Below are 21,751 nucleotides of genomic sequence, written 5' to 3'. Positions count from 1 at the left end.
ATAATGTAGGAGGTTCATCCAAGTTGCACAACGATATTAAAGAAGTGCTCATCAGCGAAGAAGAGATTCAACAGAAGATTTTGGAGCTGGGGGCTACGCTCAGTGAAGATTACAAAGGCCGCAACCCGCTCGTTATCTGCGTTTTGAAAGGCGCATTCGTATTTATGGCTGATCTCGTAAAACGGATCGAAGTACCGCTTGAGATCGATTTTATGGCAGTATCCAGCTATGGTGCTTCCACCAAATCGTCCGGCGTGGTCAAAATCGTCAAAGATCTGGATGTTTCCGTTGAAGATCGGGATGTTCTGATCGTTGAAGATATTATCGATAGTGGGCTTACACTCAGCTACCTTATCGAAATTTTGCACGGCCGCAACGCGAAAAGTGTTCGTGTTGTCACTTTGTTCGACAAGCCATCGGGTCGTACAGTTAACCTTGAAGCGGATTATACCGGATTCAACATTCCGGATGCTTTCATCGTAGGCTACGGTCTGGATTATGCCGAGCATTACCGGAATCTCCCCTACATCGGGATTTTAAAACCGGAAATTTATTCGAGCTAATTACCTTGCCTGAGAATACCTGGTATTCTGAATCTCATGGACAGAAGGCTGGCGATGATAGCGATTTTGCTGTCTTAGCTGACAATATCTGTTATTATGCGCTGGCATCTATTGAGAACGCCAGACGGGCTATGGTAAAATAATTTAAGTGTCTTGAGAGGAGGTAGGGGATGAATCGGTTCATCCGGAATTCTGGTTTCTATTTAATACTTTTCTTAGTCGTGGTGGGCATCGTCCGTTACGTCAGTGACGGAAGCGAAACTACTGATAATCCAAGATATGACCAGCTCAAAGCAGCGCTGGCTGCCGGTAATGTGTCTTCAGTGACGCTTCAATTCGACAATTATGCTTACCTGGTGACTGGTGAGTATAAAACGCAGCCTGCTGATGCCAAATCCAAGCAGTTTACAAGTTACATCCCTGCCACCGATGCAGCATTAGATGAAGTGGATGCTGCGATGGCGAATTCGGGAACGCAGGTGACTGTGAAGCCGATGGAGGGCGATAGCATCTGGCTGTCCTTTATCACTTCGATGATCCCGCTCGTTATTATGTTTATCCTCTTTTTCTTCCTGTTCAATCAGGCACAAGGTGGCGGCGGCAAAGTGATGAACTTTGGCAAAAGCCGTGCCCGTCTGTACAACGAAGAGAAGAAAAAAATTACATTTGAGGACGTAGCCGGTGCGGATGAAGAGAAGCAGGAGCTTGTGGAAGTTGTCGATTTCCTCAAAGATCCGCGTAAATTCAACACCGTCGGCGCGCGTATTCCTAAGGGCGTTCTGCTCGTAGGTCCTCCAGGTACGGGTAAAACGCTTCTTGCTCGTGCAGTAGCAGGGGAAGCTGGCGTACCGTTCTTTAGCATTTCCGGTTCGGACTTCGTCGAAATGTTCGTCGGTGTCGGTGCATCCCGTGTGCGTGACCTGTTTGAAAATGCGAAGAAAAATGCACCATGTATTATTTTCATTGACGAGATTGATGCGGTAGGTCGTCAGCGTGGCGCCGGCTTGGGTGGCGGTCATGACGAACGTGAGCAAACGCTCAACCAATTGCTCGTTGAAATGGATGGTTTTGGCGCTAACGAAGGGATTATCATCGTAGCTGCAACGAACCGTCCGGACATTCTCGACCCGGCGCTTCTGCGTCCAGGCCGTTTTGACCGTCAAATTACAGTGGATCGTCCAGACGTTAAAGGCCGCGAAGCGGTACTCAAAGTACATGCTCGCAACAAGCCGCTGACAAAGGACGTCAAACTCGATATTATCGCGAAGCGTACAACAGGCTTCACCGGAGCGGATCTGGAGAACCTGCTGAACGAAGCTGCCCTGCTGGCAGCACGTCGTAACCGTCGTGACATTTCCATGCGAGAAGTGGACGAAGCGATTGACCGCGTTATCGTCGGTACAGAGAAACGCAGCCGCGTTATCAGTGACCGTGAGAAACGCATCGTAGCTTACCACGAAGCAGGTCATACCGTTGTTGGTTACTTCCTGGAACATGCGGATATGGTACACAAAGTAACGATCGTACCGCGTGGTCGTGCAGGCGGATACGTGATCATGATGCCGAAGGAAGATCGTACACTCGTAACGAAGCAAGAGCTGCTGGATAAAGTAACCGGTTTGCTCGGCGGACGTGTAGCGGAAGAACTGTACATCGGTGAAATTGGTACTGGTGCATATAGTGACTTCCAGCAAGCGACCAGTATTGTACGCAGTATGATCGTTGAATACGGTATGAGTGAAAAGCTTGGACCGATGCAGTTCGGTAATTCGCAAGGTCAAGTCTTCCTCGGCCGTGACTTTGGTCATGAGCAAAACTATAGTGATGCGATTGCGCATGAAATCGATCAGGAAATGCACCGTTTCATTACGGATTCGTATGAGCGTTGCCGCGAATTGCTGCAAAAGCATTCCCGCGAAATGCACCTGATTGCTCAGACGCTGCTTGAAGTAGAGACACTGGATTTCGAACAGATCAAACAACTGATCGAAACAGGTTCTCTGGAAGGCGCTGGCGAAGGTACAGACGGTGGCAACGACGGTACACCTAACGAAGCAGGTGAGCCAACATTCGATAGCATCGGTGATTCCCAGGTTCGTCTGGAAAAGGATGATACCCCTTCGACTTCTCCGGAAGCAGGCGGCAACATCCCGAACAATCCAAATGACGATTCCGGCAATAACCGTGGACCAGGCGGCGGAACACCGACGATCTGATCCAGCATTTCCATCGTTATGTATGAACAACCTGTCATGCAGGTAATGGCAATATCCCATATGATTACATTGATCAACCTCCGAAGGATTCGTTCCTTCGGAGGTTTTTGTTTGACTGAAATGTATATCTCTAAAACATTGTCTAAAATTTTAATCATCTTCCATCATTTACAGATTGACAAGCGACCGTTACATTGTGTACATTATTGGGGAAGTTTATCACAAATTAGACACATTTCACACAGGAGTACGCAATTTTTTTCACAATCCTTATGCTACTAAATGAATGTATGCTAGTCATTCGTTAACAGCAGACAAGAAACGTGGGCAGGCAACATTGTGAAAAGTGTCTCAAACAACAGGGAGATGAAATGATGGAAGCGTTGGCACTTGAAAAAAAAGCAGAGCGTGATGCAGAGCTTCGTGAACGTTTGCTACAGCTGAAGAAAGAACGTAATGCTATTATTTTGGCGCATTATTATCAGCGTGATGAGATTCAAGAGGTTGCGGATTTCCGTGGTGATTCGTTTTTGCTCGCCCAAAAAGCAGCGCAGACGGATGCGGATACGATTGTATTTTGTGGGGTTCATTTTATGGGCGAAAGTGCCAAAATTCTTGCACCGAACAAAACGGTCATCATTCCTGACGAACGTGCTGGCTGCCCGATGGCTGATATGGTCAATGTGGACGGACTGCGTCGTCTAAAAGAAAAGCATCCGAATGCCAAAGTGGTCACGTATATTAATTCCTCTGCTGATGTGAAGGCAGAAACAGATATTTGCTGTACGTCTGCCAACGCTGTCAAAGTTATTCAATCTGTTGATTCCGATGAGATCATCTGGGTGCCCGATAAAAACCTCGGTCACTATGTACAGCAGCATACCGATAAAAAGATGATTATTTGGGAAGGCTACTGCAATACTCACGATATGTTAACCGTTAAAGATGTGTTTGAAATGAGAGCGAAATATCCGAACGCACAGTTTGTCGTTCATCCAGAATGCCGTCCTGAAGTTGTTGCACTGGGTGATTTTGTCGGCAGTACGACTGCGATTATTAAATATTGCAAAGAATCTGATTGTCAGGAGTTTATTGTCGGTACAGAGGATGGTACAGGCTACCAGCTTCGTAAAGACAGCCCGGATAAAAGTTTCCATTTTGCCAGTAAATATCTGGTGTGCCCGAATATGAAAGTGAACAATTTGAAAAAGCTGGTCAACTGTCTGGAAACGATGAAGCCGCAAATTTATGTACCACCAGCGGTAGCTGATCGTGCACGTATTTCATTGGAGCGTATGCTGCAAGTTTCCTCGTCTTAATCTTGTTCGTATGATAGGGATTGTCGTTATTTCGATCAGAGAAAGGCAGGCGTGACCATGCCAGAGCTACAATCTACCGTGACAGACGGTCATTCGGTCATTCGTACCGATGTGCTGATAATCGGGACAGGAATTGCCGGATTATTTACCGCTATTGAAGTAAGTGAATCTAAGAACGTGCTCTTAATCACAAAGGACAAGCTGATGGAGAGCAATACACGTTATGCGCAGGGTGGAATCGCTGCGGTAATGGCAGCGGATGATGCACCGTCCTTTCATTTAGAGGATACATTGCTTGCTGGTGCCGGGCTATGTGATGAAGAGGCGGTAGAATTGCTTGTACAGGAGGGACCGAAGCGGGTGCAAGATCTGATTCGGCTCGGTACAGCATTTGATGCACGGGATGGACAATTGGAGCTAACAAGGGAAGGTGCACATAGCCATCGCCGCATTTTGCATGCGAATGGAGATTCGACCGGATTTGAGATTGTGCGTGCATTATCCGATCGAGTACGTCAGCAGCCGCGCATCGACGTATGGGAGCATCACTTTACGATTGAACTTGTAAACGTAAATGGAGATTGTGTCGGCGCAATCGTCCAGCGACCGGATGGGCAAATCGTTACCGTCTATGCGGATGCGACGGTACTATGTACGGGTGGGAGTGGACAGCTTTACGAGCATACGACCAATCCAAAGGTGGCGACTGCCGATGGCATTGCGCTCGCTTACCGTGCCGGAGCATTATTACGCGATATGGAATTTATTCAATTTCATCCCACAGCTCTTTGTCATCCGGGTGCGCCGTGCTTTCTCATCTCCGAGGCGGTGCGTGGTGAAGGAGCGATTTTGCGCAATCGTCAGGGTGAGGCCTTTATGGAGCGTTATCATCCGCTACGCGATCTGGCACCACGCGATATCGTTGCTCGTGCGATTGTGAGTGAGATGGAACGGGAGCAGAGCGCTTTTGTGTATTTGGACATTACGCATGAGCCGGAAGCGCAACTGGAAGCGCGTTTTCCAACGATTTATCGGACATGCCTGCAATATGGCATCCATCTGGCGCAGGACTGGATTCCGGTTGCACCAGCCGCGCATTATATGATGGGTGGTATTCGTACCGATCAGCATGGTGAAAGTACCGTACCACGCCTGTTTGCCTGTGGTGAAGTATCTTCAACCGGGATTCATGGTGCGAACCGGCTGGCAAGTAACTCGTTATCCGAAGCGATTGTGTATGGCAACCGTATTGCGCGGCGGATTGTGGAGCGACAACCGATCGCTATACAGACGCAGTCTGTACACCGGAGTTGGGCGAGTGCGACTGTTACTGCTGATCAACCTCTATTTGCTGATCGCATAAATGTAAATAAATTCACAACCTCCGAGCAGCCTGCAACAATAGGCAAAGCTGTGCTGGCTACTATGCCTGTACGATCCACCGCTGCACCAGCTCATGCCCCATTATCGGACATAAAGGATACGGTATCATTGGAAACATTGCACAGCGAAACGGCATCCATAATAGATGAGCATACCCTTTCAGCACTACGGTTACAGCTTCAACGCTGGATGACCGCTCATGCAGGCATTCGGCGACATGCTCATTCATTACAGCAGGGTATTCAGCATTTGCAGCAATTGTACCAGCATCTGCATAGCGATCCGTCAGCAGAAGTCGCATATGAACGTGAGTATTTGGAACTGAATAATATGGTCATTACCGGATTGTTAATCATGCAGGCTGCTCTACATCGACAGGAAAGTCGGGGCGGACATTATCGAGAAGACTATCCACAGCGTGATGATATGAACTGGCACAAGCATACGATTCAGCATATAGATAATGGACTAATGGAGGAGACAATGGCTCATGTTTAACGGATATCAGGAAGGACTTACATCATGGATCAAGCTATGGCTACAGGAAGATGTAGGATCAGGCGATGTGACGACCGCAGTGACAGTGCCGCAGGGACATCAGAGCCGCGCGGTTATTCACGCTAAGCAATCCGGTATACTGGCTGGTTTGCCGGTAGCCGAGCATGTATTTCGGACGGTTGATCCAGCACTTCAGTTCCGCGCAGTCGCAACAGAGGGGCAGAGTGTGCAAAAAGGTGATATTATAGCAGAAGTGGAAGGTAGTACCCATTCCCTTTTAACGGGTGAGCGACTAGCTTTAAACTTATTACAGCGTATGTCCGGCATTGCGACGCGCACGGCTGAATATGTAAGCCGGATCGAAGGTCTGCCGGTTCGGCTGGTCGATACACGTAAGACAACACCGGGCCACCGAATGCTGGAAAAGTATGCGGTACGTGTGGGTGGTGGTTCCAATCACCGTTTTGGATTGTACGATGCAGTCATGATCAAAGATAATCACATTAAAGCCGCAGGGGGTATTCACGAAGCTGTAGCCGCGGCGCGTGCGGTTATTCCGCATACGATGACGATTGAAGTAGAGACGGAGTCGCTACAGCAGGTTGATGAGGCGCTGAGCAGTGGTGCTGACATTATTATGCTGGACAATATGGAGCCATCGATGATGCGAGAGGCAGTTGCACGTATTCGTCAGGGACGTCCACATGTGCGTATTGAAGCATCTGGCAATGTATCGCTGGACACTATTCGCGGACTTGCTGAAACGGGTATAGATATCATATCGGTAGGAAGGCTGACGTATTCATTTGAAAATCTGGATATTAGCCTCGACCTGGGAACGAAAAAGAAGGAGTGACCGCTATTGATACTGGTGATTGATATTGGCAATACGAATATCGTATTTGGCATGTATAGAGGAGAGAGCCTGCTGCACCATTTTCGTATCAGCACCAATCGCCAGGCGACACCGGATGAATATGGCGTGACCATTCATCAATTGTTCCATATGTCCGGTGTGTCAGCAGAGGAACTGGAAGGTATTATTATTTCATCTGTCGTACCTTCGATCATGCATACGCTTGAGGAGATGTGTCAGAAATATTTGCACCATACCCCTATCATTGTCGGACCGGGCATACGCACCGGTCTGAATTTGCGTTATGAGAATCCACGTGAAGTTGGCGCAGATCGGATTGCCAATGCGGTAGCAGCGATTGCGCTTTATGGCAGTCCCGTGATCGTCGTTGATTTTGGTACCGCGACGACGTTTGACTGTATCGATGCTGACGCCAACTATCTGGGCGGAGCGATTGTGCCCGGGATTGGTATTTCGACTGAAGCGCTATATCAGCGTGCTTCCAAGCTTCCGAATATTGAATTGGAGAAGCCACGCCGTGTGATTGGACGTAATACGATTCATGCGATGCAATCAGGCATCATTTATGGATATGCCGGACAGGTAGATGGGATCGTTAAACGGATTCGCAGTGAGCTTGGCGAGGATGCGCGCGTGATCGCTACCGGTGGACAGGCAGCGTTGATCGTTGATGAAACGGAAACCGTCAGCGAGGTGAATCCGCTGCTCACGCTGGAAGGGTTACGTCTAATTTATGAGCGTAATCGTACCGCTCATCGACAACATAATCCGCGTGCCGATCAATAAAAGCTTTGATATGCAAAACTTTTGACGACAGTTTATCGTCTAATTACAATAGAAGTTGCTGAACTTGGACGGTTAGCATATAGAATATGCAATCGTGTTCGAATTATTGGGTAAAGTGCAATATAATAGAACATGTCCTTTAGGGATCAATAACAGGATCAAGCGATGTACAATCGAGAGGAGTTTATATAGATGGAACAACATAATCATAAGACGGATCGTTTGATTCGTGGTATCGCCATGCAAGGTAAAGTGCGCGCATTTGCTGTACGCTCGACAGAGCTAGTAGAGGAGCTGCGTCGCCGTCATGATACATGGCCAACGGCAACGGCTGCGATGGGTCGTACGCTGAGTACAGCAGCGATGATGGGTGCGATGCTCAAAGGCGAAGAAAAACTGACGATACAAGTGAAAGGAAATGGACCGATCGGACAGATTGTTGCCGATGCAAATGCTAAAGGCGAAGTGCGCGGCTATGTAGATCATCCGCATACACATCTGCCAAGTAATGCGATGGGCAAGCTGGACGTTGCCGGTGCTGTCGGAACTGAAGGTTTTATTTATGTGATCAAAGATCTCGGTTTGAAAGAACCGTATCGCGGTAGTGTACCGATCGTTTCTGGCGAGCTTGGCGAAGACTTTACGTACTATTTTGCCACATCCGAGCAGACGCCATCTGCGGTTGGTGTCGGTGTACTGGTTGAGAATGATAATTCGGTCATTGTAGCAGGTGGTTTTATTTTGCAGCTGCTGCCAGGCCTGACGGATAAAGAAATTGATGCGATTGAAAAGGCACTGTCTGAAATGCCACCGGTCACGACTTTGCTGGAGCAAGGGTTGGAGCTGGAAGATATGCTAAAACGTCTGCTGCCTGATGTGGAAATTATGGATCAGATGGACATCGTGTTCCAATGCTCCTGTTCTCGCGAACGTGTCGAGCAGACGCTGGTCAGTCTGGGCGAATCGGAATTGACCCAGTTGATTGAAGAAGATGGTCAGGCAGAAGTAGTGTGTCACTTTTGTAATGAGAAATACCAATTCCAACGCGCCGATCTGGAAACGCTTCTGGCTGAAGCGAAAAACTAAAGGAAACCAAGACATATGACGAAGGATAAATCACCTTTACGGACAGCCGTCATGGTCTTGATCATAGTCATTATTATGCTGCTCGGAGCCTTTTGGATCATCCGAGCAGTTCAGCATTCTGGCAGCAATAGCGCAGCTGTAGCTGTCGTAGGCAACGACACGATCAGTGACGACCAATGGACCGCCGAATTGAAGAAAAGATACGGACAGGAGATTTTACTCCAAATGTTGAATCGGCGCGTCGTGAGCATGGAAGCACAGACGCTACACATTGGGGTAAGTGAGCAGGAGATCGATGATAACTTGCAGGAGCGCATGAGCGGCTACAGCTCACCCGATGCCTTTTTCAAGGAAATGAGCAACCAATTTGGGCTTAGTCGTCAGGATTTGCGTGATGAATCCAAATATCAGATCGAGCTGGAAAAGATCGCAACTGTGAATATTACGGTTACCGATGAACAGGTCAATCAGTACATTCAGCAAAATGAGCAAAAGAGCGACCAGAAGCGTCAATACCAGCTCGCCTGGATCAAAACCGATGATGAAGATAGCGCCAGTGAAGCGGTAAAGCGGATCGAAAATGGCGAGGCATTTGCCGATATTGCCAAGCAGATGTCGACCGATGGTTTTTCTTCAAACAAAGGCGGCGTACTTGGTTGGATCGACGATGATGATCCTTTTCAGCCACCTGAAGTGATGAAGGCCGTCCAGACGATGCAGCCCGGCGATATTGTAGGGCCGATCCAGCTTAGTAGTGGAAGCTATGCGGTCGTACAGGTCATCGATATTCGTCAGCCGCAATCTTCAAAGCTGGAATTAAGCCCGGAAACCGCACGCCGCAAAATCGCTCTGGAGCAAGCCAAACCACTGACCGAAATTGAGCAGGAGCTGCGTAAAAAATACAGTGCCTACATTTTGTCGACCAAACCGTAGTATTCTGTCGCTATGACATTGACAATGCCTCAGCGTATTGATAATATTAATTATATTAATACCTACTGTTTTACTCGGATTAGCATAGATTACACATATAGCATTTTATCATCGCTACGTTCTATTATTTGAAGGAGGGCAACAGGCATGGCAAAAGTCGTAAACAATGTGACAGAATTGATCGGAGGAACTCCACTCGTTCGTTTGAACCGTATCGTGCCGGAGGATAGCGCAGAAATCTATCTGAAACTGGAATATCAAAATCCAGGCTCCAGCGTGAAAGATCGTATTGCGATCAGTATCGTAGAAGAAGCGGAAAAGCAAGGCACGTTGAAACCAGGTGGCACAATCGTTGAAGCAACGAGCGGTAACACCGGTATCGGTCTGGCTATGGTCGCTGCTGCTAAGGGCTATAAATGCGTAATCGTCATGCCGGAAACGATGAGCTTGGAGCGTCGCAATTTGCTGCGTGCTTATGGCGCTGACCTGGTGCTGACTCCAGGTTCGGAAGGTATGAACGGTGCGGTTAAAAAAGCCGAAAGTATCGTGCAGGAGAACCCTGACTACTTTATGGCTGAGCAATTCAAAAATAAAGCCAATGTGAAAATTCACCGTGAAACAACCGGCCCGGAAATCGTGGAAGCGATCGAATCGATCGGCGGCTCGCTGGATGGATTTATCGCAGGGATCGGTACAGGCGGTACGATTACCGGTGCGGGTGAAGTGTTGAAAGAACGTTTCCCAGACATCAAAATCTATGCGGTAGAACCTGCTGCATCGCCAATTCTGGCGGGTGGACAACCAGGTCCTCACAAAATTCAAGGGATTGGCGCGAACTTTATTCCTGAAATTTTGAACCGCGATGTATACGATGAAATCATTCACGTTGAAAATGAAGAAGCGTTCGAAGTAGCACGTCGTGTTGCCAAGGAAGAAGGGGTGCTGTCCGGTATTTCTTCCGGCGCAGTCGTGCATGCTGCCCTGAAAGTGGCGAAAGAACTCGGTAAAGGCAAACGTATCGTTGTTATCATTCCAAGTAATGGTGAACGTTACCTGAGTACACCACTGTACAACTTCGAATCTTAATATAGTCAGGCAGAGTGACAGCGTACCGTTCACGTGCGATGGAGCTAGCCAATGATAAGCCTCTGCACCGATCTTCGGATTTGTGCAGAGGCTTTTTGCTATCGCGCTGCACATAAAGAAGGAATACTCTTCTCAATTCCACCGCGCTTTAGTATACTAACGAAAAACTACACATGATCAGGTTGGAGGAACAACGGTTGACCAGAGTATGCATATCTTTACAGCAGTGGGAACAATGGAGCGGAGAAGGCTATACGCATCTGCCTTATTTGCTACACATCCCGCTGGATGAACAGTTGCTGCCCACAAGCTGGGAGGTGCTGTGGAGTGAACAGTTTCCTCATTCCGTATTACTGGAAAATGGCAAAGGTGGACGATACACCTATCTCGGTTTGCAGCCTTCAGGTATATTGAGCGGCGATCTGGAACATGCCGAGGAGCGGGAGTTGTATGTTGATTCGTTAGGAATGGATCAATCATCGTTATCTGGGGCTACAGCTCAGCAGAGAGAGTCAACGTTAGAGATGCCGCAGATGAAACGTCAAATAAAGTATCATCAGGGCAAGCCGCTGGACGTATTACGTCAGTGGATGTCGAACTACCGCGCTCCGCGCGTACAGGAAGCCCCACCATTTATCGGCGGCTGCGCTGGATTTCTTAGTTATGACATTGCACGCTCACTGGAGCGTTTACCCAATCGCCTGCCGAATGAACTGGACTTACCGGAATACGTATGGCTACGTTTTGATCGGTTATGGGTAGTCGATCATTTGGAAAAGGAACTGTATTGCTGCGTACATCTACCAGCGGCAGAGGTAACAGCGGTCACCGATACACATATAGACGACGGCATGGCGAATTACGCTGTAAGTGTACACTACGAACGAGCAGCTTCAATCGCAGAGCAGATGGCACAACAGTGGCAACAATGGCTAACTACCGTAAGTGAGACCGATATCCAGCGCTGTCAGCTACTGGAGCAACATCCAGCTGCGATGAGCGATTCGCGTACCGAAGGCTATGGCTTCACCACTGGCTTCCAGCAGCAAGCATTCCAGCAGGCAGTGCAATCGGTACAGCACTATATCGGACAGGGCGACGTATTTCAGGTGAATCTGTCTCTGCGCAGTGAACGGGCGATTGAAGGCACGCCAGAATCGATCTATGAATGGCTACGTTTGACCAACCCGTCTCCTTACATGGGATTATTGCGGTTGCCTGGCTTTCAGCTGGTGTCCGCATCACCAGAGCTGCTTGTATCAGTACGTGATGGTGCGGTAGCAGCGCGTCCGATTGCCGGTACAAGGCGGCGTGGTACAACCGAGCAGGAAGATCTGGCGATGGAGCAGGAATTGCTGCAAACGGAAAAAGAACGTGCTGAACATATTATGCTGGTCGATTTGCAGCGTAACGATCTGGGACGGATTGCTCGTTACGGCAGTGTACGTGTACCGGAGCTGATGACGATTGAGCGTTATTCCCATGTGATGCATCTTGTGTCTGGCGTTGAAGCCGAGCTTGCTGATAACAAAGATGTGTATGATGTGATCGCAGCTACGTTTCCGGGCGGTACGATTACCGGAGCACCGAAAATTCGCACGATGGAAATTATCGAAGAACTGGAGCAAACAAGACGTGGTGCATACACCGGCTCGATGGGCTGGATTGACTATAGCGGCAATATGGAATTAAATATTATTATCCGAACATTAACCGTCAAAGATCAGATCGCTTATATGCAGGCCGGGGCAGGAATCGTTATCGATTCGGACCCGTATCGTGAATACCGTGAATGCTTTAACAAATCGAGAGCTTTAGCCAGAGCGGTCATGCTAAGTGAACAGCAGGCACGTCTTCGGCAGGAGAGGGAGGATCAGCGATGATACTTGTAATTGATAACTATGATTCCTTTACGTACAATCTGGTGCAATATTTAGGCGAATTGGGCGAAGAGGTTATTGTACGCCGTAATGACGAGATCGACATGGAAGGTATTCGTGAGTTAAACCCGGATCATATTTTGCTATCACCAGGGCCGTGTACACCAACCGAAGCAGGTATTACGATTGATGTTATTCAAACGTTCAAAGGAGAAATTCCGATCTTTGGCGTATGCCTGGGACATCAGGCAATTGGGCAGGCATTTGGTGGTAACGTTATTCGTGCAGAACGATTAATGCATGGCAAAACGTCACCGATTATCCACGAGTCCAATTCCGTCTTTGAAAATCTGCCATCCCCATTTACAGCGACACGTTATCATTCCCTAATCGTCGAGCGCGACAGCTTGCCAGATTGTCTGGAGATTACAGCGGAGACTGCGGAAGGTGAGATTATGGGTTTGCGTCATAAACAATATGCAGTGGAAGGCGTTCAATTCCATCCCGAGTCGATTGTAACCGATCATGGCCATACCATTTTGCGCAATTTCTTAAGCCGTAAAGTGGATAAAGCAGCCAGCGTATGAAATACATGAGTATAAATGGTGTCATTACACCAAGCGAGCAAGCCGTGGTATCCGTCATGGATCACGGCTTCTTGTATGGAATGGGCTTATTTGAAACGATGCGCACGTACAATGGACGTCCTTTTTTGCTGGATCGTCATCTGCGACGTTTACAGATGAGCTGCGATGCGCTTGGTATTCGCTGGTCGATGACGATAGAGCAGGTTGAGCAGCAGATGCGCGAGCTGATGGAAGCGAATGATTTGCAGGAGGCGTATTTGCGATATACCGTATCGGCAGGTGAGGACATACTTGGTCTGCCGTCCGGTCCTTATACCGAGCCGAATGTTATTATTTATGCAAAAGCATTACCACCTGCTTCCATTCGATCGGCCGCACCCTATAGTACGCCTGTACAAAGGGGACAAGTGAAGCAGCAGGATATAGCGAGTCCAGCCCTTTCTATAAACATTTCTGCTAACGCTAACGCCGTTTACGATCCGACTATAACCCGAGCAACCAAATCGCTGCGCAGATTGCATACCGTTCGCAACACACCGGAAGGCGATATTCGTCTCAAATCGCTTCATTATATGAATAGCATTTTCGGCAAGCGTGAGCTATCTTTGTATGGAGATGAGCCAGCATCATCCGTTGAAGGTTTGATGCTAACCGCAGAAGGGCATCTGGCTGAAGGCATTGTGAGCAATGTCTTTTTCATCCATGATGGCTGTCTGTACACTCCTTCTGTAGATACAGGCATACTGCCGGGTATTACACGAGCATGGGTGATCGAGCTAGCCGAGCAGGAAGGCTTATGTGTCGAAAAGGGTCTGTATACGTGGGAACAGCTGATTGGCGCAGAAGAAGTATTTGTAACGAACTCGGTGCAGGAAATTGTACCGGTCGTGCGTCTACTGGACGATGATCGCGAAGCGATCGTTGGCAATGGACAGATCGGTCAGCATACCGCTCTACTTTGTACCGCTTATGAAAGAGAGGCTTATCGAACGTGAGGAAACCTATATATCCCATTCACGAATACGATCTGGGTACAGCCAGTCTAAGACTGGACCAGACAACACGAATAATGGGCATTTTAAATATTACACCGGATTCCTTTTCCGATGGGGGGAGCTATACTTCTGTTGAGCGTGCTATTGCTCATGCGAAGCAGATGGTAGAAGAAGGCGCGGATATTATCGACATCGGCGGCGAATCGACCCGTCCGGGTCATGAGCCTGTTTCGGAGCAGGAAGAACTCAATCGGGTATTGCCGGTAATCCAAGCGTTACGACAACAACTGCCGGAATTACCGCTTTCTATCGATACGTACAAGGCGGAGGTCGCGCGTCAGGCGATTGAAGCTGGCGCTCATATCATCAATGATGTATGGGGCGGCATGGCAGATGAGCGCATGTTTGACGTTGTAGCTGAACTGGGCTGTCCGTATATTTTGATGCATAATCGCTACAATATGGAATATACCGATCTGGCTACAGATGTACGCCATGATCTGGAGCAGCGTATTCAATATGCGCTGGCGGCAGGCGTTACACCACAGCAGATCATTATCGATCCGGGCATTGGCTTTGCTAAGACGGGTGAGCATAATTTGGAGCTTATGCGTCGTCTGGATGAGCTTCATCCGCTAGGGTATCCACTATTACTTGGCACCTCGCGCAAACGATTCATTCGTAGCGTGCTTGATGCCGCACCTGATGATGTAGTAGAAGGGACACTGGCGACAACCGCGCTTGGTATCGCTCAAGGCTGTCAGATTATTCGTGTACATGATGTGCGTGCGAATAAGAAATTGGCAATGATGTGCGATGCGATGCTACAGCAAGGCATATCATAACAGCGTAAGTAAACATGAAGGGAATGAGCGTTATGGATAAAATGATACTGACCCGTATGGAGTATTACGGTTACCACGGCGTGTTTGAAGAAGAACGCAAGCTAGGTCAGCGCTTCTATGTAGATTTGGAACTGGAGCTGGATCTGTCAGAAGCGGGTCGTACAGATCAGCTGGAAACGACGATTAACTATGCCGAGATTCATGAAAAAGTGAAAGAAGTTGTGGAAAAGAAATCATTTAAATTGATTGAAGCTCTGGCGGAATGTATTGCATCGGTTTTGCTGGACGCTTATACTGGTGTACATGTATTGACCGTTCGAGTCACCAAGCCGCATCCACCGTTTGATATTCACTTTCAAGGCGTAACCGTGGAATTGCGACGTACACGAAAGTGAGCGTAGATAAGTGATGAATTCTTTCCATTCCTCTGATTCGTCAGAGGCTTATATTGCTTTAGGCGCCAATCTGGGCGATAGAGAACAGACATTATATGATGCGATCCAATTGTTGGACAGCCACCCTCATATTGAAGTACAGCGCTGCTCTGGTATGTATGACACCGCACCTGTAGGTTATACCGATCAGCCTGCTTTTTACAATATGGCGATCCAAGTTGCTACCCTGCTGCAACCGCTGGAACTATTACAAACGATGCTGGATATCGAAAATCAGCTTGGGCGTGTGCGCGATATCCGCTGGGGTCCACGTACCGTCGATCTCGATTTACTGTGGATGGACGAGGTGCAGATGGATACGGAGCGCTTACAGCTGCCACATCCACGGATGCATGAACGTGCATTTGTACTGGTGCCACTGCAAGAAATTGTTGAGCAGGAAACAGCACCAGCGCTATACCAGCTGGTGACCGATTCACTCCAACATGTACAGGATCAGGCTATTCAGTATGTACACGCCTGTGAACTACCTTTTCCTTCAAAATTGAAATAATCGGTGCTGTCTGTCTTTTTTATCGGCAAACGACCGTTTTAATCGATAAACGATATATGGAAAGAAACTCTAACCATCGTCCGTATCGTATTGACGATAATGGTAAATGCACGTCCTGTTGTAAAGTCGGTATTTTTAATATTGTATGAACCTCCTGTCTTCGGCGACTGTCTCTTCTCGATCTCTCAAGACCGAAGCAGAAGTAAAAGGAGTGAACTCCCCGATGTTAACAATCGGTGATATTGAATTAAAAAATCGCGTTGTGCTCGCTCCAATGGCGGGTGTGTGCAATCCTGCATTTCGTTTGATTGCCAAAGAGTTCGGCACCGGTCTCGTGTGTGCGGAGATGGTGAGTGACAAAGCTATTTTGAGCGGCAATAAGCGTACACATGAGATGCTGTTTGTCGACGAGCGCGAGAAACCGCTAAGCTTGCAAATTTTTGGCGGAGATCGTCATTCCCTGGTAGAAGCAGCGAAAGTTGTCGATCAGGATACAAATGCCGATATTATCGACATCAATATGGGCTGCCCTGCACCTAAAGTGAATAAGATTGATGCGGGCGCACGCTGGTTGCTTGATCCGAATAAGATCAACGAAATGGTCGCTGCCGTTGTTGCCAATGTGAGCAAGCCTGTTACTGTGAAAATGCGGATCGGCTGGGATCATGATCATATTTATGTCGTCGATAATGCGAAGGCGGTAGAAGCGGCAGGCGGCAAAGCGATCAGTGTACACGGACGCACACGTCAGCAACTGTATAACGGGCTTGCCGATTGGTCATATATTAAGCAGGCGAAAGAATCCGTATCGATTCCAGTTATCGGTAATGGCGATGTGGTCACACCGGAGGATGCTAAGCGCATGCTGGAAACGACAGGTTGCGACGGCGTGATGATCGGACGCGGTGCACTGGGCAATCCGTGGATGCTGTATCGTACCGTAGAGTACCTAAACACCGGCACATTGATGCCTGACCCGGCAGCTGAAGAGAAGATTCGTATCGCTATTTTGCATATGGATCGTCTCATTGCGCTCAAAGGTGAAGTCGTCGCGGTACGCGAAATGCGTAAGCATCTATCATGGTATCTCAAAGGATTAAAAGGCTCTGCTAGTATTAAAAATTCCATTATGGAAGGCACGCAGCGTGATGAAATGGTGCGGATTTTGCATCAATTCCTCGAAGATTTGCCAGATCATGTCGCCTCCGATGCTGACCACGAAGCGGTACCATTTGTTCAGGTACAATGTGCCGCACCAGCGCAAGTATCGGTATAATCCGCACGCTCCTACCTACCGGTTGGTTCAAAGGAGGGTAGAGCGCTGTACATGGATGAAAATGTAAGTAGGCAACGTTGAAAAAGACCTGTTTGACGCCGCCGCGTCGGGCAGGTCCCTTTTTATTGACATTTCATAATCATTCCCATATACTTTTGCAGTATAAATTTGCCTGAGCTAATGGTTAGATTTGATATAGCTTCTGGGAGATTTCCCGTTACAATTACCGTTTTTGAGATCTTGTATGAATTTTCGCTGCTTTCGAATGACCGGCTACTATTCATGCGGGAAGCCCCGAAAGCGAATTTTTGAAATGATTGAAAATTATTCACATGACAGGAGATTTGGTTAAGATGAGCGATAAAGAAGTCATTTTGACACAGGACGGTCTGAAGAAGCTGGAAGATGAACTCGAAAACCTCAAATCCGTCAAACGTCGCGAGGTTGCAGAACGTATCAAAGTCGCCATCGGATATGGCGATATTAGTGAGAACTCCGAGTATGAAGATGCCAAGAACGAACAGGCATTCATCGAAGGACGCATTATTACACTGGAAAAAATGCTGCGTAACGCACGCATCATTAACAGTGATGAGATCGATACAGATGCAGTTAGCATCGGTGCTACTGTAATTGTAGAGGATCTGGAATTTGGCGACACGATGGAATATACGATCGTCGGTTCCGCAGAATCCGATCCTTCTCAAAATAAAATTTCCAACGAAAGCCCTGTAGGTAAAGCTATTCTGGGCAAACAAAAAGGTACCGTTGTCGATGTAAGCGTACCTGCTGGTGGCATCATCCAGTACAAAATCATCGAAATCAAGAAATAAGCTTCGATCAAGCGATCGTCTGATAGGGACATCGATGTATACGTATCTTGGCTTACGGTGCCATGTCCTATTCATACTGTAGCGTCTGCACTCTGTTCGTTCTACATAAGAACGCATACAGCCTGCTCGAAGTGTCTTAATCAGGTATAGTTTAAAATGCTAGATGTATGAAAAAGCTTCCGTTAAGGGAGCTTTTTTCTTGAAATTATACTGAAATTCCGTACAATTACCGTTTTGCGGATTTCAGTTTCAGTTCAAATCAAGTAAACTATAATTATGTGCCATATAGATTGAACGGGGAAAATACCCTTTGAATGATTCATCGCCGCTACTGATATCGATACGGTAGTATCCTGCATGTGGTCGATGCCAAAGCAGGAGCAGGATGAACCAGTGTTTGGAGATCATGACGCATATGTATTTTATTGAAGGAGTTGAAATTCAGCGATGTCTGATGAAACATTGAACCCTGGTCAACAGGAAGAAAACGTAATAAGCGAAAGCGAAATGAACGAACTGCTCAAGGTGCGCCGGGCGAAGCTGGATGAGCTGCGCGGACTGGGCATTGATCCATTTGGCAAAAAGTATGTTCGTACCTCGACGGCAAACGATGTGGTGAGCACATATGATACGCTTACCAAAGAAGAGCTGGAAGAAAAAGAAGTGACGGTAAGTCTGGCTGGTCGCATCATGACCAAGCGTGTCATGGGTAAAGCCAGCTTTGCACATATTCAAGATTTAAGCGGACGTATTCAGATTTATGTACGTAAAGATACGGTGTCCGAAGCACAATACGAAGCGTTCACGATTTTGGATCTGGGCGATATCGTAGGGGTTAAAGGAACTGTTTTCAAAACGAAAACTGGTGAAACATCGATCAAAGTGCTGGAACTGGAAGTGCTCACCAAGTCCCTGCTGCCACTGCCGGACAAATATCATGGTATTAAAGACGTAGAGCTGCGCTACCGTCAGCGTTATGTGGACCTGATCGTAAACCCGGAAGTGCAACGCACCTTTATTACACGTTCCCGTATTATTCAATCGATGCGTCGTTATTTGGATTCACTTGGCTATCTGGAAGTGGAAACACCAACATTGCACAGCATCGCGGGTGGTGCGGCAGCGAAGCCGTTCATCACTCACCATAATGCGCTGGATATGCAGCTGTATATGCGTATCGCCATCGAGCTTCACCTGAAGCGTCTAATCGTTGGTGGTCTCGAAAAGGTATACGAGATCGGTCGTGTGTACCGTAACGAAGGCATCTCCACTCGTCACAATCCAGAATTTACCATGATTGAACTGTATGAAGCATATGCAGATTACAAAGACATTATGAGCCTGACGGAAAATATGGTTGCTCATATTGCGCAGGAAGTGCTTGGCACGACACAGATCGATTATCAGGGACATCAAGTAGACCTGACACCACAATGGCGCCGTGTATCAATGGTTGATGCCGTTAAAGAAGTAAAAGGCGTAGACTTTAGCGTACACATGACCGATGAGCAAGCACAACAACTTGCCAAAGAGCATAGTGTAAAAGTCGATCCACATATGACATTCGGCCATATTTTAAATGCTTTCTTCGAAGAGTTTGTTGAGGAGACGTTGATTCAACCAACATTCATTACGGGTCACCCGGTTGAAATCTCCCCACTGGCGAAAAGAAATGAAGAAGACCCACGCTTCACCGATCGTTTCGAGCTGTTTATCGTAGCGCGTGAGCATGCAAATGCATTTACAGAGCTGAACGATCCAATCGATCAGCGTCAACGCTTTGAAGCGCAACTGGTAGAGCGTGAGCATGGGAATGATGAAGCTCATGAAATGGATGATGACTTTATCCGTGCGCTGGAATACGGTATGCCACCAACAGGTGGACTCGGTATCGGTATCGACCGTCTTGTGATGCTGCTGACGAATGCAGCTTCAATTCGCGATGTGCTGCTGTTCCCTCACATGCGTCATCAGTCTGGCGAATAAGCTAGCATAGCATAATCGTTTAACGCACGAAGTAAACTCGATCTATACGCTGTAGCATGTATGCAGATCGAGTTGAGAGCATGTTGTGCGTAGATATTAATTACGTATATATAGTAGTACGGTGAGCTGTCTATTAGTTATGTAGGAGAAAAGCCTGTATCCAGTTGGAAGACTGGATACAGGCTTTTTAATCATCTAGCTGGTTATGGAGTAGTAAGAGTTCATTTCATCTATAGGTATGTTTACGTATAGGTATCGAATAATATCATTGTTGCTCCTGTTCAAATACAAACATGTCGATGTTTACAGATGGATGGTATCGCATAATATTGTTGTTGCTCCTGCGCTACCATTTTGGTGATGAGCATATAGGTTATTTATGCTCGTGGTATCCGTTCGAGATCATCCTTGATTATCGTTGTTTTCTAAAGACTACACACAAGCAACATCCCGTCGATCTGCAACTCAAACCTAGATAAACGCCTACAGCGATTATACATCAGGGCCAATCTCTCGATTGATGGGGATACTACATTCTAAAATAGGAGTGGGTCATGTTCATTTTGAACGTTTTTCTGAGTAAAAGCTATTTGTTTTACAACTAGCACTATAAGTGTTATTTATATGACACCTATAGTTATATTAATAGATGCAGACTGTATAGTTGCATCAGATATAGAGACGTAAAAAATACAATTAGATATATAGGTGTAAAAACTACAGATAGCAAGAAACTAGGCATTTATGAGTCACCTCACCTACAAGCATATAGTCTACGCACAGCTAGCATTCTACAAAGCGCATAGCTCTTCCGCATAGAATACCTTAATAACCGATCTTACAAATAATATTATGCATAACTTGAATCTGACGGAATAAGTACGACACAGACAATATAGATAATAAACGGCCAAACTCTAATTTGTTATCTAATCTGTTAGTAGTATATAGTCCGCATATCAGCTACAAGCTCAGTTGCCAAGTCATTTTATTCGCTTTATATGATTTCATAGATTTGATAAGTGATAGGTCGCATGTTTATATTCAGCAACAAACTGTATGAATTTCATCCTTTCATTAACTATGCACCAACTATCTTGAATGTTCCGAGAAGTGAGGATGAAATGGAGTACGTTTTAGTAACCCACGACAAACTATAATAATACTTATCAGCATAACAATACTTATTTACACAGAATGCTATGATGGACTATTCTGCCCTATGTATGCTGCTACCTGTTAATCCCTAAAGGCCTTGTGAATACGTACTGATCAAATAAAGTTTGAGGGTTATAAAAAAAGTTTATAAAAAAGCTTGCACACTTGCTGAACATGTGTTATTCTATAAATCTAGTGTTGATTGCGACTTTCGCTGATCACTGGCTTACGTCTTGGAAACAATCTGCTTCAAACTCACGTCAAACGGAGCTTGAAAATAACTTCAAAAAAAGTTGTTGACAGATGGTTGAATGGATGATATGATATAAGAGTTGCTGCGAGAGACACTGAGCGGCAACGAAAGAGTTTGATCTTTGAAAACTGAACAACGAGTGAGTGAAGAACTTAGTTCTTCAAATTATAGAGAACAGCAATGTTCTCGCCAGCAAGAAATGAGCACGTCAAACACTTTATTGGAGAGTTTGATCCTGGCTCA

18 protein-coding genes are annotated in these 21,751 nt (G+C 46.9%); all 18 read left to right on the top strand.

What is annotated here, in order from left to right:
- Positions 1 to 23 precede the first annotated feature (23 nt).
- The 18 genes from hpt (at position 24) to lysS (ending at position 20,097) form a co-directional block, all read left to right on the top strand.
- The gene (gene hpt / locus AAHF22_RS22315; RefSeq protein WP_188778107.1) at positions 24 to 563 is read left to right on the top strand and encodes a hypoxanthine phosphoribosyltransferase; all 540 of its coding nucleotides are present in this window, start codon (positions 24 to 26) and stop codon (positions 561 to 563) included.
- Between the two features lie 170 nt (positions 564 to 733).
- The gene (gene ftsH, locus AAHF22_RS22310; protein ID WP_347327200.1) at positions 734 to 2,779 is read left to right on the top strand and encodes an ATP-dependent zinc metalloprotease FtsH; all 2,046 of its coding nucleotides are present in this window, start codon (positions 734 to 736) and stop codon (positions 2,777 to 2,779) included.
- A gap of 374 nt (positions 2,780 to 3,153) precedes the next feature.
- Positions 3,154 to 4,098, top strand: a complete 945-nt coding sequence (nadA, locus tag AAHF22_RS22305; protein WP_347327199.1) for a quinolinate synthase NadA — start codon at positions 3,154 to 3,156, stop codon at positions 4,096 to 4,098.
- A gap of 57 nt (positions 4,099 to 4,155) precedes the next feature.
- Entirely contained in the window at positions 4,156 to 5,979 is a 1,824-nt protein-coding gene (gene nadB / locus AAHF22_RS22300; protein ID WP_347327198.1) for an L-aspartate oxidase, read from the top strand.
- Positions 5,972 to 6,835, top strand: a complete 864-nt coding sequence (gene nadC / locus AAHF22_RS22295) for a carboxylating nicotinate-nucleotide diphosphorylase (RefSeq protein ID WP_347327197.1) — start codon at positions 5,972 to 5,974, stop codon at positions 6,833 to 6,835. The genes nadB and nadC overlap by 8 nt, the downstream gene beginning before the upstream one ends.
- Positions 6,836 to 6,841: 6 nt before the next feature.
- Complete coding sequence (locus AAHF22_RS22290) at positions 6,842 to 7,642, top strand: type III pantothenate kinase (RefSeq protein ID WP_347327195.1); 801 nt, start codon at positions 6,842 to 6,844, stop codon at positions 7,640 to 7,642.
- A gap of 192 nt (positions 7,643 to 7,834) precedes the next feature.
- Positions 7,835 to 8,728, top strand: a complete 894-nt coding sequence (hslO, locus tag AAHF22_RS22285) for an Hsp33 family molecular chaperone HslO (RefSeq protein ID WP_347327194.1) — start codon at positions 7,835 to 7,837, stop codon at positions 8,726 to 8,728.
- Between the two features lie 15 nt (positions 8,729 to 8,743).
- The gene (locus AAHF22_RS22280; protein WP_347327193.1) at positions 8,744 to 9,661 is read left to right on the top strand and encodes a peptidyl-prolyl cis-trans isomerase; all 918 of its coding nucleotides are present in this window, start codon (positions 8,744 to 8,746) and stop codon (positions 9,659 to 9,661) included.
- A 147-nt stretch (positions 9,662 to 9,808) separates the two neighbouring features.
- Positions 9,809 to 10,747: a cysteine synthase A gene (gene cysK / locus AAHF22_RS22275; protein WP_347327192.1), complete on the top strand. Its 939-nt coding sequence runs from the start codon at positions 9,809 to 9,811 to the stop codon at positions 10,745 to 10,747.
- Between the two features lie 197 nt (positions 10,748 to 10,944).
- On the top strand, positions 10,945 to 12,630 hold the full coding sequence (locus AAHF22_RS22270; protein WP_347327191.1) for an anthranilate synthase component I family protein: 1,686 nt from the start codon (positions 10,945 to 10,947) through the stop codon (positions 12,628 to 12,630).
- Positions 12,627 to 13,214: an aminodeoxychorismate/anthranilate synthase component II gene (gene pabA, locus AAHF22_RS22265; RefSeq protein ID WP_347327190.1), complete on the top strand. Its 588-nt coding sequence runs from the start codon at positions 12,627 to 12,629 to the stop codon at positions 13,212 to 13,214. Before AAHF22_RS22270 ends, pabA begins: the two co-directional genes overlap by 4 nt.
- Positions 13,211 to 14,209, top strand: coding sequence for an aminotransferase class IV (locus AAHF22_RS22260; RefSeq protein WP_347327189.1), 999 nt, complete (start codon positions 13,211 to 13,213; stop codon positions 14,207 to 14,209). The genes pabA and AAHF22_RS22260 overlap by 4 nt, the downstream gene beginning before the upstream one ends.
- The gene (gene folP, locus AAHF22_RS22255; RefSeq protein WP_347327188.1) at positions 14,206 to 15,054 is read left to right on the top strand and encodes a dihydropteroate synthase; all 849 of its coding nucleotides are present in this window, start codon (positions 14,206 to 14,208) and stop codon (positions 15,052 to 15,054) included. The genes AAHF22_RS22260 and folP overlap by 4 nt, the downstream gene beginning before the upstream one ends.
- Before the next feature lie 32 nt (positions 15,055 to 15,086).
- Entirely contained in the window at positions 15,087 to 15,449 is a 363-nt protein-coding gene (folB, locus tag AAHF22_RS22250) for a dihydroneopterin aldolase (protein ID WP_347327187.1), read from the top strand.
- Between the two features lie 13 nt (positions 15,450 to 15,462).
- A complete protein-coding gene (folK, locus tag AAHF22_RS22245) occupies positions 15,463 to 16,002 on the top strand; it encodes a 2-amino-4-hydroxy-6-hydroxymethyldihydropteridine diphosphokinase (protein ID WP_347327230.1) in 540 nt (179 codons plus the stop codon).
- Positions 16,003 to 16,225: 223 nt separating this feature from the next.
- Positions 16,226 to 17,278, top strand: a complete 1,053-nt coding sequence (dusB, locus tag AAHF22_RS22240) for a tRNA dihydrouridine synthase DusB (protein WP_347327186.1) — start codon at positions 16,226 to 16,228, stop codon at positions 17,276 to 17,278.
- 353 nt (positions 17,279 to 17,631) lie between these two features.
- Positions 17,632 to 18,111 (top strand): transcription elongation factor GreA, encoded by a 480-nt coding sequence (gene greA, locus AAHF22_RS22235; protein WP_347327185.1) that lies wholly within the window; start codon positions 17,632 to 17,634, stop codon positions 18,109 to 18,111.
- A 447-nt stretch (positions 18,112 to 18,558) separates the two neighbouring features.
- The gene (gene lysS, locus AAHF22_RS22230) at positions 18,559 to 20,097 is read left to right on the top strand and encodes a lysine--tRNA ligase (protein WP_347327184.1); all 1,539 of its coding nucleotides are present in this window, start codon (positions 18,559 to 18,561) and stop codon (positions 20,095 to 20,097) included.
- Positions 20,098 to 21,751 lie beyond the last annotated feature (1,654 nt).

The organism is Paenibacillus wenxiniae (genome assembly GCF_039822605.1).
GTDB lineage: Bacteria > Bacillota > Bacilli > Paenibacillales > Paenibacillaceae > Saccharibacillus > Saccharibacillus wenxiniae.
Note: the sequence above shows the minus strand (reverse complement) of the source record. Positions and strands in the feature narration are given on the sequence as shown.

What these genes read in the sequence shown, in the direction of transcription:
- AAHF22_RS22280 (WP_347327193.1), top strand. Translation starts at nt 8,744, where the DNA reads ATGACGAAGGATAAATCACCTTTACGGACAGCCGTCATGGTCTTGATC.
- cysK (WP_347327192.1), top strand. Translation starts at nt 9,809, where the DNA reads ATGGCAAAAGTCGTAAACAATGTGACAGAATTGATCGGAGGAACTCCA.
- nadA (WP_347327199.1), top strand. Translation starts at nt 3,154, where the DNA reads ATGGAAGCGTTGGCACTTGAAAAAAAAGCAGAGCGTGATGCAGAGCTT.
- folB (WP_347327187.1), top strand. Translation starts at nt 15,087, where the DNA reads ATGGATAAAATGATACTGACCCGTATGGAGTATTACGGTTACCACGGC.
- greA (WP_347327185.1), top strand. Translation starts at nt 17,632, where the DNA reads ATGAGCGATAAAGAAGTCATTTTGACACAGGACGGTCTGAAGAAGCTG.
- folK (WP_347327230.1), top strand. Translation starts at nt 15,463, where the DNA reads ATGAATTCTTTCCATTCCTCTGATTCGTCAGAGGCTTATATTGCTTTA.
- hslO (WP_347327194.1), top strand. Translation starts at nt 7,835, where the DNA reads ATGGAACAACATAATCATAAGACGGATCGTTTGATTCGTGGTATCGCC.
- ftsH (WP_347327200.1), top strand. Translation starts at nt 734, where the DNA reads ATGAATCGGTTCATCCGGAATTCTGGTTTCTATTTAATACTTTTCTTA.
- lysS (WP_347327184.1), top strand. Translation starts at nt 18,559, where the DNA reads ATGTCTGATGAAACATTGAACCCTGGTCAACAGGAAGAAAACGTAATA.
- nadC (WP_347327197.1), top strand. Translation starts at nt 5,972, where the DNA reads ATGTTTAACGGATATCAGGAAGGACTTACATCATGGATCAAGCTATGG.
- nadB (WP_347327198.1), top strand. Translation starts at nt 4,156, where the DNA reads ATGCCAGAGCTACAATCTACCGTGACAGACGGTCATTCGGTCATTCGT.
- AAHF22_RS22260 (WP_347327189.1), top strand. Translation starts at nt 13,211, where the DNA reads ATGAAATACATGAGTATAAATGGTGTCATTACACCAAGCGAGCAAGCC.
- dusB (WP_347327186.1), top strand. Translation starts at nt 16,226, where the DNA reads ATGTTAACAATCGGTGATATTGAATTAAAAAATCGCGTTGTGCTCGCT.
- pabA (WP_347327190.1), top strand. Translation starts at nt 12,627, where the DNA reads ATGATACTTGTAATTGATAACTATGATTCCTTTACGTACAATCTGGTG.